The organism is Streptomyces omiyaensis, from assembly GCF_014650895.1.
Classification (GTDB): domain Bacteria; phylum Actinomycetota; class Actinomycetes; order Streptomycetales; family Streptomycetaceae; genus Streptomyces; species Streptomyces omiyaensis.
Window position 1 is genome coordinate 366,139 of record NZ_BMVV01000006.1, and the last position, 12,701, is coordinate 378,839.

At 73.6% G+C, this 12,701-nt stretch carries 11 protein-coding genes and 1 pseudogene; 9 read left to right on the top strand and 3 right to left on the bottom strand.

From position 1 onward, the window contains the following. The first annotated feature begins 109 nt into the window (after positions 1 to 109). From IE287_RS13425 to ilvD, 3 genes are all read left to right on the top strand, one after another. Positions 110 to 934 carry a sugar phosphate isomerase/epimerase family protein gene (locus tag IE287_RS13425; RefSeq protein WP_189849213.1) on the top strand — a complete coding sequence of 275 codons (825 nt, stop codon included), beginning with the start codon at positions 110 to 112 and terminating at the stop codon, positions 932 to 934. Continuing rightward, positions 931 to 1,545 (top strand): TetR/AcrR family transcriptional regulator, encoded by a 615-nt coding sequence (locus tag IE287_RS13430; protein ID WP_189849214.1) that lies wholly within the window; start codon positions 931 to 933, stop codon positions 1,543 to 1,545. Before IE287_RS13425 ends, IE287_RS13430 begins: the two co-directional genes overlap by 4 nt. A gap of 117 nt (positions 1,546 to 1,662) precedes the next feature. Then, positions 1,663 to 3,516, top strand: a complete 1,854-nt coding sequence (gene ilvD, locus IE287_RS13435; protein ID WP_189849215.1) for a dihydroxy-acid dehydratase — start codon at positions 1,663 to 1,665, stop codon at positions 3,514 to 3,516. Between the two features lie 230 nt (positions 3,517 to 3,746). Here ilvD and IE287_RS13440 read toward each other — a convergent pair whose 3' ends face one another. Beyond that, the gene (locus tag IE287_RS13440) at positions 3,747 to 5,969 is read right to left on the bottom strand and encodes a serine/threonine-protein kinase (RefSeq protein ID WP_189849216.1); all 2,223 of its coding nucleotides are present in this window, start codon (positions 5,967 to 5,969) and stop codon (positions 3,747 to 3,749) included. A 148-nt stretch (positions 5,970 to 6,117) separates the two neighbouring features. Between IE287_RS13440 and IE287_RS13445 the strand changes: the two are divergent. The 5 genes and pseudogenes from IE287_RS13445 to proC all read left to right on the top strand — a co-directional run. Continuing rightward, positions 6,118 to 6,360, top strand: a pseudogene (locus IE287_RS13445) (SH3 domain-containing protein); the annotation flags it as partial. Between the two features lie 49 nt (positions 6,361 to 6,409). Further along, a complete protein-coding gene (locus IE287_RS13450) occupies positions 6,410 to 6,916 on the top strand; it encodes a hypothetical protein (RefSeq protein ID WP_189849218.1) in 507 nt (168 codons plus the stop codon). Positions 6,917 to 7,001: 85 nt separating this feature from the next. After that, positions 7,002 to 7,823: an ABC transporter ATP-binding protein gene (locus IE287_RS13455; RefSeq protein WP_189849219.1), complete on the top strand. Its 822-nt coding sequence runs from the start codon at positions 7,002 to 7,004 to the stop codon at positions 7,821 to 7,823. Continuing rightward, entirely contained in the window at positions 7,820 to 8,557 is a 738-nt protein-coding gene (locus IE287_RS13460) for an ABC transporter permease (RefSeq protein ID WP_189849220.1), read from the top strand. The genes IE287_RS13455 and IE287_RS13460 overlap by 4 nt, the downstream gene beginning before the upstream one ends. 85 nt (positions 8,558 to 8,642) lie before the next feature. After that, positions 8,643 to 9,452, top strand: a complete 810-nt coding sequence (gene proC / locus IE287_RS13465) for a pyrroline-5-carboxylate reductase (protein WP_189849221.1) — start codon at positions 8,643 to 8,645, stop codon at positions 9,450 to 9,452. A 3-nt stretch (positions 9,453 to 9,455) separates the two neighbouring features. On the opposite strand, the gene IE287_RS13470 is transcribed toward proC, so the two are convergent. After that, a complete protein-coding gene (locus IE287_RS13470) occupies positions 9,456 to 10,037 on the bottom strand; it encodes a cysteine hydrolase family protein (RefSeq protein ID WP_189849222.1) in 582 nt (193 codons plus the stop codon). A 76-nt stretch (positions 10,038 to 10,113) separates the two neighbouring features. Here IE287_RS13470 and IE287_RS13475 point away from each other — a divergent pair, with 76 nt between their 5' ends. Then, on the top strand, positions 10,114 to 11,112 hold the full coding sequence (locus tag IE287_RS13475; protein ID WP_189849223.1) for a GlxA family transcriptional regulator: 999 nt from the start codon (positions 10,114 to 10,116) through the stop codon (positions 11,110 to 11,112). On the opposite strand, the gene trpS is transcribed toward IE287_RS13475, so the two are convergent. Next, positions 11,079 to 12,077: a tryptophan--tRNA ligase gene (gene trpS / locus IE287_RS13480; RefSeq protein ID WP_189849224.1), complete on the bottom strand. Its 999-nt coding sequence runs from the start codon at positions 12,075 to 12,077 to the stop codon at positions 11,079 to 11,081. The two genes, IE287_RS13475 and trpS, sit on opposite strands and share 34 nt — an antisense overlap. Between the last annotated feature and the right edge of the window lie 624 nt (positions 12,078 to 12,701).

The following is a 12,701-nucleotide window of genomic DNA, read 5'->3' on the forward strand; positions in this document are numbered from 1 at the left end:
GGGGCCTAGGGAGCCCGTGCCGGGGGAGCGTGCGGGCCGTGCCGGCGGCGTGCGGGGGGTGACCGGAACCACCCTCCCGCGCCCAGGTGCGCCCCGTACCCTGTCTGTCGTGGCAGAACCAGCGGTGCGCGTCCCGGATGCGAAGGTCGCCCTGTCGACGGCCTCGGTCTATCCGGAGTCAACGGCGACGGCCTTCGAGGTCGCCGCGCGCCTCGGCTACGACGGCGTCGAGGTCATGGTGTGGACCGACCCGGTCAGCCAGGACATCGAGGCCCTGCGCCGGCTCTCCGACCACCACCAGGTGCCGATCCTCGCCGTCCACGCCCCCTGCCTGCTCATCACCCAGCGCGTCTGGTCCACCGACCCCTGGGTCAAGCTCCGGCGCGCCCGGACGGCCGCCGAGAAGCTCGGCGCGTCCACCGTCGTCGTCCACCCGCCCTTCCGCTGGCAGCGCCAGTACGCCCGCGACTTCGTCTCCGGCATCTGGCGGATGGCCGACGAGACCGACGTCCGCTTCGCCGTCGAGAACATGTACCCCTGGCGGTACAAGGACCGCGAGATGCTCGCGTACGCCCCCGAGTGGGACGTCACCAAGGACGACTACCGGCACTTCACGATCGACCTCTCGCACACCGCGACCGCCCGCACGGACACCCTCGCGATGGTCGACCGCATGGGCGACCGGCTCGGCCACGTCCACCTCGCCGACGGGCGCGGCTCCGCCAAGGACGAGCACCTGGTGCCGGGCCGCGGCACCCAGCCGTGCGCCGAGCTCCTGGAGCGGCTGGCCGTGACCGGCTTCGACGGACACGTCGTCATCGAGGTCAACACCCGGCGCGCGATGTCCGCCGCCGAACGGGAGGCCGACCTCGCCGAGGCGCTCGCCTTCACCCGGCTCCACCTCGCCTCGGCGGCCCGGGGCACGCGCGCGTGAGCGGGGAGTCCCCCCGGCGCCGCGGCCGCCCCGCGCGCGCCTCCGCCGACGGCACCGGCCCCGGCGCGCGCGAGCGGATCCTCGCGGCGGCCCGGACCCGGTTCGCCGAGCGCGGCTACGACAAGACCTCGGTCCGCGGCATCGCCGAGGCCGCCGGTGTCGACCCCGCGCTCGTGCACCACTACTTCGGGACCAAGGACGAGGTCTTCGCGGCGGCGATCGAGGTCTCCTTCGAGCCCGCCCTGGTCGTCCCCGCCATCCTCGACGGCCCGCGCGAGGAGGTCGGCGAGCGCCTCGCCCGCTTCTTCATCGGCGTGTGGGAGAACCCGGCGACCCGCGCCCCGCTGCTCGCCGTCATCCGCTCGGCGGTGACCCACGAGGCCGCGGCGACGGTGCTGCGGACCTTCGTGCTGCGCCGGCTCCTGGAGCGGATCGCCGCCGGCCTGGCGGTGCCGGACCCGAGGTTCCGCGCCGAGCTCGCGGCCTCGCAGATGATCGGGATCGTGATCCTGCGGTACGTGATCCGGGTCGAGCCGCTCGCCTCCGCGGACCCGGAGCAGATCGTCGCCGAGGTGGCCCCGACCCTCCAGCGCTATCTGACCGAAGCCTGAACGCCGCCATCTGACCGAAGCCTGAACACTCGTCCCGCATTCCGGACACCCTGTCCAGATCTTGGAGCGGCGGCGTACGCTCGAAGGAAGCACACCCATCACGAGGAGCGAGCGACGATGCCCGAGCTGAGGTCCCGCACAGTCACCCACGGCCGCAACATGGCGGGCGCCCGCGCCCTTATGCGCGCCTCCGGTGTACCGGGCGCGGACATCGGGCGGAAGCCGATCATCGCCGTGGCGAACTCCTTCACCGAGTTCGTCCCCGGCCACACCCACCTCCAGCCGGTCGGCCGGATCGTCTCCGAGGCCATCACGGCCGCCGGCGGCATCGCGCGCGAGTTCAACACCATCGCCGTCGACGACGGCATCGCCATGGGCCACGGCGGCATGCTCTACAGCCTGCCCTCCCGCGACCTGATCGCCGACAGCGTGGAGTACATGGTCGAGGCGCACTGCGCCGACGCCCTGATCTGCATCTCCAACTGCGACAAGATCACCCCCGGCATGCTGAACGCGGCCCTGCGCCTCAACATCCCGACGGTCTTCGTCTCCGGCGGCCCGATGGAGTCCGGCCGCGCCACGCTCGTCGACGGCACGGTCCGCACGCTCGACCTGGTCGACGCGATCTCCGACGCCGTGAACGACCAGATCTCGGACGAGGACATCCTCCGCATCGAGGAGAACGCCTGCCCGACCTGCGGCTCGTGTTCCGGCATGTTCACCGCCAACTCGATGAACTGCCTGACCGAGGCCATCGGCCTCTCCCTCCCCGGCAACGGCTCGATGCTCGCCACCCACACCGGCCGCCGCGCCCTGTACGAGAACGCGGCCCGCACGGTCGTCGAGATCACCCGCCGGTACTACGACGAGGACGACGCCTCGGTCCTGCCGCGCTCCATCGCCACCCGCGCGGCCTTCGAGAACGCCATGGCGCTCGACATCGCCATGGGCGGCTCGACCAACACGATCCTCCACCTGCTCGCCGCCGCCCAGGAGGCCGAGCTCGACTACGGCCTGTCGGACATGAACGAGGTCTCCCGCCGCGTCCCCTGCCTGGCCAAGGTCGCCCCGAACGTCGCCCCGCGCGGCACGTACTACATGGAGGACGTCCACCGGGCCGGCGGCATCCCCGCCATCCTCGGCGAGCTGTACCGCGCCGGGCTGCTCAACGAGGACGTCCACGCGGTCCACTCCCGCTCCGTGAAGGAGTGGCTGGAGGCCTGGGACGTGCGCGGCGGCTCGCCCACCGACGAGGCCGTCGAGCTGTTCCACGCGGCTCCCGGCTGCGTCCGCTCCGCGGAGGCCTTCTCCCAGTCCGAGCGCTGGGAGACCCTCGACCTGGACGCGGCCGGCGGCTGCATCCGCGACGCGGCCCACGCCTACTCCAAGGACGGCGGCCTCGCCGTCCTGCGCGGCAACATCGCCGTCGACGGCTGCGTGGTGAAGACCGCCGGCGTCGACGAGTCGATCTGGACCTTCGAGGGCCCGGCCGTCGTCTGCGAGTCGCAGGAGGAGGCCGTCGAGAAGATCCTCAACAAGCAGGTCAAGGACGGCGACGTGGTCGTCATCCGGTACGAGGGCCCCAAGGGCGGTCCCGGCATGCAGGAGATGCTCTACCCGACCTCCTTCCTCAAGGGCCGCGGCCTCGGCAAGACCTGTGCGCTGGTGACCGACGGCCGCTTCTCCGGCGGCACCTCGGGCCTCTCCATCGGCCACGCCTCCCCGGAGGCGGCCTCGGGCGGCACCATCGCCCTCGTCGAGGACGGCGACCGGATCCGCATCGACATCCCGAACCGCTCGATCGAGCTGCTCGTCGACGACGAGACCCTCGCCGCCCGCCGCGAGGCGCTCGGCGGCGTCTACGCGCCGAAGAACCGCCAGCGCAAGGTGTCGGCCGCCCTGCGCGCCTACGCGGCGATGGCGACCAGCGCCGACAAGGGCGCGGTCCGGGACGTGTCGAAGCTCGGCTGACACGGATGCCGCCCCCCGGGGGACGGCGCCGCCCGGCACACGCGCGGGGGCGCGGATCGGATGATCCGCGCCCCCGCGCGCGTCGCGCCCGGAGGACGCGCACGCCTTCCGCGCACGCCTTCCGGCCACGCTTCCCGGGCGCGCTTCGCGGGCACGTCTCCCGCGCGCGGAAGACGGCGCGGAAAGCGGCGCGGAAAGCGGCGCGGACGGCGTGCGCGGAGGACGTACGACTACCAGGACTCGGCCACGCGCGCGTCCACCGCGAAGACCGAGCCGTCCGGAGCCGTCCCGAACACCCGGTTCCCGGCGACCAGCGGCGCCGGCACCTGCGTCGCGTACCCGAGCCGCCCGTTCCGCAGCCGGGGCCGGGTCTGCCCGACGACCGCGCCGCGCGCGGTGTCCACGGCGAAGAGCCGCCCGTCCGCCGCGGAGAGGTAGAGCCGGTCGTCGGGGCCGAGCACCGGCACCGAGACGTTCGTGGCACCCGTCTCCAGGTCCCACAGCCGGCTCCCCTTCTCCGTGCCCGTGTCGACCGCGAGCAGCCGCCCGTCCAGGGAGAGCAGGTACGCGACCGAGCCCCGCACCACCACGCCGTTGACCTGCATCCGCTCCTGGATCTCGATCCGCCGCTGCGAACCGGCGTCCGGCCCGCTGCCCGGATCGTCGGGGTCGCCCGGGGCGAGCAGCACCAGCGCGTCGACCAGGTCGCCCTGGTAGCGCGAGGCGAGCACCAGCGTCCCGTCGCCCGTGCGGCCCATCGGAGAGACGTCCCCCGGCACCACCCGGCTCCACACGACCTCGCCCGTCGCCGGGAGGACCGCCCCGATCCGACTGCTCCGCCCGTCCGCCGCCGTCTCGGAGACGGTCACCAGCCCCGTCGGGGCGTCGTACGCGCCGAGCACCGGCGCGTCGAAGCCGGGCAGGCGGTGGGCCCACCGCCGCGCCCCGGTCCGCGCGTCGAGCGCCCGGAGCGCGCCGCGCCCGTCGGAGAGGACCACCACCCGGCCCGCCGGGCGGTAGGTCTCGGGCACGTCGCTCCGCGCGGTCCAGCCGGGCGTCCCGCCCTCGGCGGCGTAGGCGCGCAGCGGTCCGATCTTCGGCGCCGCGCCGATCAGCCGGTCCGTCCCGCCGGCCAGCGGCACGGGCGGGTCCGGCGGCTCGGAGTCGACCGGCCCGCTCCGCTTCCACAGCACCTCGCCGGTGACCGGGTCGAGACGGGCGAGCGTCACGCCCCGGGCCGAGCAGTAGAGCGAGCCGGTGTCGTGGACGCAGGCGGGCGCGACGGACTGGCCGTACTGCTGGAGCCGGGACTGCCAGCCGTCGAAGGAGGTCGCCACCTCGGCGGGGTGGGCGGGAGGCTCGGCCGGGGGCCGGGCCGGCGGGCGCAGCGCCGCGTAGGCCCCGGCGCCGGCGAGGACCAGCACGACCGCGGCGGAGACCGTCAGCCGCGGGGCGAGCCGGGAGCGCCGGCGGGGCGCGGGCGGGGCGGGGACGGCCGGCCGGGTCGTGGTGTCGCCGGGCCCGGGCTCGCCGGTGACCCCGGTGGGGACGCGGCCGCCCGGCGCGAAGGGGTCGGCGGGCAGCGCGGGCCGGCGCCGCTGGGACGGTATGAACGCCTCGGCCTCGTAGGAGGGCGGGAGGAGGGCCGCCATGATCTCGGCGGGGGTGGGCCGCTCGGCCGGTTCCTTCGCCAGGCAGCGCGCGACCAGCGGCGCGAGCTCGGCGGGCACCCCGGTGAGGTCCGGCTCGTCGTGGACCACCTGGTAGGCCACGATGTAGGGGCTGTCCGAGTCGAAGGGGCCGTGACCGGTGGCCGCGTGCACCAGGACCGAGCCCAGCGCGAAGACGTCGGCGGACGGCCCGACCTCGCGCGGCCGCTGGAACTGCTCGGGCGCCATGAAGGGCGGTGAGCCGATCAGCTTCCCGGTCTCGGTGCGCAGGTCGCTGTCGACCGGCCGGGAGATCCCGAAGTCGATGACCTTGGGCCCGGAGTCGGTGAGGAGCACGTTGCTGGGCTTGAGGTCCCGGTGGACCACTCCGGCGCGGTGGATGTCGCGCAGCGCCTCCGCGAGGCCGGCGGTCAGCCGGCGCAGCTCGGCGGGGGAGAGGGGGCCGCGGTGGCGGACCTGGTCGGCGAGGGTGGGGCCGGGGACGTAGAGGGTGGCCATCCAGGGACGCTCGGCGTCCGGGTCGGCGTCCACGACGGGGGCGGTGAAGGCGCCGCTGACCCGGCGGGCGGCGGCCACCTCCTGCCGGAACCGGGCCCGGAAGTCGGGATCCTCCGCGTAGCGCGCGTGCACCACCTTCACCGCGAGCCGGAGCCCGGAGGGCGAGGCGGCCAGGTGGACGACGCCCATGCCGCCCGCGCCGAGCACGGCCTGGAGCCGGTACTCCCCGGCGTACTCGGGACCGCCGGCGCCCCTGTCGGCGTCGGTGCTGTTCAACGGCGGCATCTCCCACCCCCGTGTGGTTCCGCTGTCGGCCGCGCGCGCGTGCGCGACGCGAGGAGCCTAGTCGATGGTCCCCGTGAGGGCGGAGGAGCTTGCTAGCCTGCGCGCGTCGCACAGAGTGAAGCCAGGGGGAGACATCATGGCGGTGAAGTACTACGCGGTCGCGCCGGGGTACCGGGTCAACGTCCGCTCCGGTCCGAGCACGCAGTATCCGGTGGTCAAGGTGCTCGCCGAGGGCGTGACCGTCCCGATCCACTGCCAGAAGTCGGGCGAGTGGGTCTCCGGACCGTACGGCACCACCCGCATCTGGGACAGCATCGCGCCGGGGCAGTACGTCTCCGACGCCTACGTCCGGACCGGCAGCGACGACTACGTCGCGCCGCGCTGCGGCTGAGGACCTTCGCCTCGCCGCTCCGGGCGCCGCACCGGGGATAATCGACCTCGTGAGCGAGGACAAGCAGACCCCCGGAACCGGTACGAGCGGACCCCAGCCCGAGGAGATCCGTTTCTTCGGGACGACCTGGGTCGACCACGGCGCCCACTACGGACTGCGGCGCGCCGGCCTCGCCGCCGGCGCGCTCGCCGCGGCCGCCGCCGGCGCCTTCGTCCTCCGCTTCGCCTACCAGGGGCTCCAGGTCGCGGCCGTCGGCGGCATCGTGAACACCCTGGTCATCCTGATGTTCGCGGTCTGCTCGGCCATCGCCTTCACCAAGACCTGGGAGGGCTTCGGCCGCCGCCCCGCCGACCAGGCCCGCGAGGACTCCCTGAAGAGCCTCAAGGCGATCGGCTTCATCGGCGTGCTCCTCGCCTACGCCCTGCGCTGCCTCCTGGAGGCCCCCGGCGAGAAGCTCCGCCGCGCCGAGTACGAGACGGCCCGCGCCCGCCACGAGAAGCGGCGTGGCTCCCGGACCGGCAATCCGGCCGCCCGCAAGAAGCCCAAGCGCTCCTGAGCCCCGGCCCGGCGCGTCCGGACGGCCCTTCCCGAGCCCCCGCGGTCCTTGACGCGGGGGCTTTTCCGTCCCCACTATTCATCACATGATGAATTACGAATCCGGGGAGCCCGGCGACCGCCCCGGCGAGCCCGAACCCCCCGACCCGGCCCCCGCCGTCACCGCCCGCGCCCTCACCGCCGTACGCGGCGACCGCACCGTCCTGCGCGGCTTGGACTTCACCCTCCCCGCGGGCCGCGTCACCGGCCTCCTCGGCCCCTCCGGCTGCGGCAAGACCACCCTCATGCGCGCCGTCGTCGCCACCCAGGCCAAGGTCACCGGCACCCTCACCGTCCTCGGCAGCCCCGCCGGCCACCCCGGCCTCCGCCCCCGCATCGGCTACGTCACCCAGGCCCCCTCCGTCTACGACGACCTCACCGTCCGGCAGAACCTCGACTACTTCGCCGCGGTCCTCCTCCCCGGCCGCGCCCACCGCGCCGGCCGTGCCGCCGCCGTCGACCGGGCCCTCGCCGACGTCGACCTCACCGACCACGCGGACGCCCTCGCCGGACGCCTCTCCGGCGGCCAGCGCAGCCGCGTCTCCCTCGCCGTCGCCCTCCTCGGCACCCCCGACCTGCTCGTCCTCGACGAACCCACCGTCGGCCTCGACCCCGTCCTCCGCCGCGACCTCTGGGACCTCTTCCACCGGCTCGCCGCCGACCGCGGCACCACCCTCCTCGTCTCCTCCCACGTCATGGACGAAGCCGAGCGCTGCCACCGCCTCCTCCTCATGCGCGAGGGCGCGATCCTCGCCGAAGGCACTCCCGAAGCCCTCCGCCGGCAGAGCGGCACCACCACCGTCGAAGAGGCCTTCCTCCACCTGGTCGACACCGCCGCCCACGCCTCCCCCGAGGAGCCCCGCCCATGACGCCCGCACGCACCCTCGCCACGGCCGCCCGCGTCCTGCGCCAGCTCCGCCACGACCCCCGCTCCCTCGCGCTGATGCTCCTCGTCCCCTGCGCGATGCTCTTCCTGCTCCGCTACGTCTTCGACGGCAGCCCCGGCACCTTCGACACCATCGGCGCCTCCCTGCTCGGGATCTTCCCCCTCATCACCATGTTCCTGGTGACCTCCATCGCCACCCTCCGCGAACGCACCTCCGGCACCCTCGAACGCCTCCTCGCGATGCCCCTGGGCAAGGCCGACCTCATCGCCGGCTATGCCCTCGCCTTCGGCCTCGTCGCCGTCGTCCAGTCCGTCCTCGCCACCGGCCTCGCCGTCGGCCTCCTCGGCCTCGACGTCGTCGGCTCCCCCTGGCTCCTCCTCCTGGTCGCCCTCCTCGACGCCCTCCTCGGCACCGCCCTCGGCCTCTTCGTCTCCGCCTTCGCCGCCTCCGAGTTCCAGGCCGTCCAGTTCATGCCGGCCGTGATCTTCCCCCAGCTCCTCCTCTGCGGCCTCTTCACCCCGCGCGAGAACATGGCCCCCGCCCTGGAGGCGATCTCGAACGTCCTGCCCATGTCCTACGCCGTCGACGGCATGAACGAGGTCCTCCGCCACCCCGACGTCACCGGCGCCTTCGTCCGCGACGCCCTCGTCGTCGCCGGGTGCGCCGTCCTCGTCCTCGCCCTCGGCGCCGCCACCCTCCGCCGCCGCACCACGTGACCGGCCCTCGGACACCCCACGCACCGACCGCTCCGCCGGTGCGAGGATGACGGCACGTACCCCCTCCGGCGAGGTGAACAGAGCCATGACCCAGACCGTCGCAGTCCTCGGAACCGGCAAGATCGGTGAAGCCCTCCTCAGCGGCATGATCCGAGCCGGCTGGCGCCCCGCGCACCTCCTCGTCACCACCCGCCGCAGCGAGCGCGCCGAGGAACTCCGCGACCGCTACGGCGTCGAGACCGTCACCAACGCCGAGGCCGCCAAGCGCGCCGACACCCTCATCCTGGCCGTCAAGCCCCAGGACATGGGCCGCCTCCTCGACGAGCTCGGCCCCCACGTCGCCGCCGACCGCCTCGTCATCAGCGCTGCCGCCGGCATCCCCACCTCCTTCATCGAGGAGCGCCTCAGCCCCGGCACCCCCGTCGTCCGCGTCATGCCCAACACCCCCGTCCTCGTCGACGAGGGCATGTCCGTGATCTCCGGCGGCAGCCATGCCACCCCCGCCCACCTCGCCCACACCGAGGAGATCTTCGGCGGCGTCGGCAAGACGCTCCGCGTCCCCGAGTCCCAGCAGGACGCGGCCACCGCCCTCTCCGGCTCCGGGCCGGCGTACTTCTACTTCCTCGTCGAAGCCATGACCGACGCGGGCATCCTGCTCGGCCTGCCGCGCGCCCAGGCCCACGACCTCATCGTCCAGGCCGCCATCGGCGCCGCCGTGATGCTCCGCGACAGCGGCGAGCACCCCGTCAAGCTCCGCGAGGCCGTCACCTCCCCCGCCGGCACCACCATCAGCGCCATCCGCGAGCTGGAGAACCACGGCGTCCGCGCCGCCCTGATCGCCGCCCTGGAAGCCGCCCGCGACCGCAGCCGCGAGCTGGCCTCCGGCAACGGCTGACCCCTACCCGGCCGCCACCAGCACCTCCTCGGTGGTCACGACCCGGGCGAACCCCCCGCCGTGCAGCGACACCGCCGTCGCCCGGGTCAGCTCCTCCGCCGTCCGCGACCAGCCGAACGGCCCCGCGAGGTCGAAGGTGTGCATCGCGTCCACCGGGAACAGCACGTCGTACCCGAGGTTCCCGCCCACCCGGGCCGTCGTCTCGTTGCACATGTTCGTCTGGATCCCGACGATCACCACCTGTCCGACCCCCGCCCCCTTCAGCCACGCGTCCAGGTCCGGCTCCCCGTGGAAGGCGGAGTTCACCGTCTTCGTCACCAGCACCTCGGGCCCGGCGCCCCCGCCCCGCCGCCCCTCGACGAAGTCCTTGAACCCGTTGCCCTCCGCCCCCGGCCGCAGCGGCGAACCCTGCTGCACCGAGTCGTGCCGCACGAACACCACCGGCCGCCCCGTCTCCTGCCACCGGTCGATCAGAGCGGCCATGTTCCCCTCCGCCCCCGGGTTGTCCCGACGACCCCAGGACGGGTCCTCGAAGCCCTTCTGCACGTCGACCACGATCAGCGCCGCGTTCTCCTCGATCTCCATGACCACGATCCTGGTCCCGCCCGGCCCCGCGCCCCAGAGGCCCGGAAGCCGGCGATCGATGGTTTACTGCCACCCCATGGCAGCCCCTCAGCGCATCGCCCTCCTCTCCTTCCCCGGCATCCGCGCCTTCGACGTCTCCGTCGTCACCGAGGTCTGGGGCACCGACCGCAGCGCCCACGGCGTCCCCGCCTTCGAGCTCCGCCGCACCGCCGCCGACCCGGCCACCCCGATCACCCTCAGCGGCGGACTCGGCCTCACCCCCGACCGCCCCCTCGGCTGGATCGACGCCCTCACCCCCACCGACCTCGTCCTCGTCCCCGGCATCGAGGACCCCGACACCGACGTCCCGGCCCCCGTCCTCGACGCCCTCCGCCGCGCCCACACCGCCGGCACCCCCGTCGCCGCCCTCTGCGCCGGCGCCTTCGTCCTCGCCCGCGCCGGGCTGCTCGACGGCCGCCGCGCGGTCACCCACTGGCGGCTCGCCGAGACCCTCGCCGCCCGCCACCCGAAGGTCCGCGTCGAACCCGAGGCGCTCCACATCGAGGACACCGGCATCTGGACCTCGGCCGGTACCGCCGCCGGCATCGATCTCTGTCTCCACCTGGTCCGCACGGCCCACGGGGCCGAGGCCGCCGCCACCGTCGCCCGCTCGATGGTCACCGCCCCCTTCCGCACCGGAAACCAGGCCCAGTTCATCGAGCGCCCCACCCCCAGGACCGACCGCGACGCCGACGCGCTCGCCGCCGTACGCGCCCACGCGCTCGCCCATCTCGACCGGCCCCACACCGTCGCGAGCCTCGCGGCCCGCGCCGGCATGTCCCCCCGCTCCTTCGCCCGCCACTTCCAGGCCACCACCGGCACCACCCCGCTCCACTGGCTCATCACCCAGCGGATCGCCGCCGCCCGGAAACTCCTCGAACTCACCGACCATCCCCTCCCCGAAGTGGCCCGCCGCGCGGGCTTCGGCAGCGAGGTCACGATGCGCCAGCACTTCGCCTCGCACCTCGCCACCAGCCCGCGCGACTACCGCAGCGCCTTCCGTCACGCGGCGGGCAACAGCCCGATCGCCCGGTAGGCCCGATCCACCAGCGGCCGGGCCGTCGCCCGGGCCCGCTCCGCCCCCTCCCTCAGCACCCGGTCCACGAACCCCGGATCCGCCGCGAGCTCGGCATGCCGCTCCCGCACCGGCCGCAGCAGCTCGACGACCGCGTCCGCCGTGTCCTTCTTCAACTGCCCGTACGACTCGTATACACCGGCCAGCTCCTCCGGGTTCCCATTCGTCGCCGCCGCCATCAGATCGAGCAGATTCGCGAGCCCCGGTTTGGCGTCCCGGTCGTAGACGACCTCCCGCCCGCTGTCGGTCACGGCCCGCACGACCTTCCGCCGCACGGTCTCCGCGTCGTCCAGCAGATAGACGATCCCCGCCCCGTTCTCGTGCGACTTCCCCATCTTCGACAGGGGGGCCTGGAGGTCCATCACCCGCGCCGCCACCGCCGGCCGCGTCGCCCGCGGCACGGTGAACGTGTGCCCGTAGCGCTGGTTGAACCGCATCGCCAGGTCCCGCGTCAGCTCGACGTGCTGCGTCTGGTCCTCGCCGACCGGCACCTCCTCGGCCCCGTGGGCCAGGATGTCCGCGGCCATCAGCACGGGATAGGTGAGCAGCGAGAGCCGCACCCCCTGCCCGGCGTCCCGCGCCCGCACGCTCTTCTCCTTGTACTGGATCATCCGCCGCAGCTCGCCGTCGGTGGCCGTGCACTCCAGCAGGTACGACAGCCGGGCGTGCTCGTCCACGTGGCTCTGCACGAACAGCGTGCAGACCTCCGGATCGAGCCCCGCCGCCAGCAGCAGCGTCGCCGCCTGCCGACTGAGCCTGCGCACCCGCGCCGGATCGTGGTCCACGGTCAGCGCGTGCAGATCGACCACGCTGAACAGCGCCTCGCCCCGGTGCTGGTCCACCTCGACCCACCGCCGTACGGCCCCGAGGTAGTTGCCCAGGGTCAGATGCCCGGTCGGCTTGATCCCGCTGAAGATCCTCGTCATCGCGTTCCGCTCCTTCTCCGTCCTGCGCCGGCCCGACGGCCCGGCTCCCGGAGGGGGATACGCGAACGGCCGCCGAGGCGGCGGCCGTCTGCATGCGTGAGTACGGGCCGCCGTCAGGCGGCCCACCACTGGGTGGTGTGCGCATGCGTAGTCATGGGGAGAGCGTACGCCCCAGGACGAGGGTTGACACGGGATTGACCGATCCGTAGTGTTCTCCGAGTTGTCCGACGTGAGCACCGACTCCGGTCGGCCCCGGACAGCGATTCCGCAAGAACCACCGAGCCTGACGGCCGCGATTCGTCGCGCCCTTCTGCTTTCCGTGTGTTTTTGCGAAATGAGGAATCCGCGTTCGAAGTCCGGACGCAGCCCCCGATTCGCATCGGGAGCAGGGAATCCGCTAAAGTCTCACTCGTCGGAACGGCCCAACAGCCGGGAAGGCGAATCCCGCTGACCGGGAATCAGACACCGAAAGGATCTGATAGAGTCGGAAACGCCGGAAGGGCCCGGAGCGAAAGCAAAAGGGACCGGAAAGCACCGAGGAAATCGGGTCGGAAAGATCTGATAGAGTCGGAAACGAAGGAAGCGCCCGGAGGGCCCGGAAACGGGAACGAAGGAAGCGTCCGC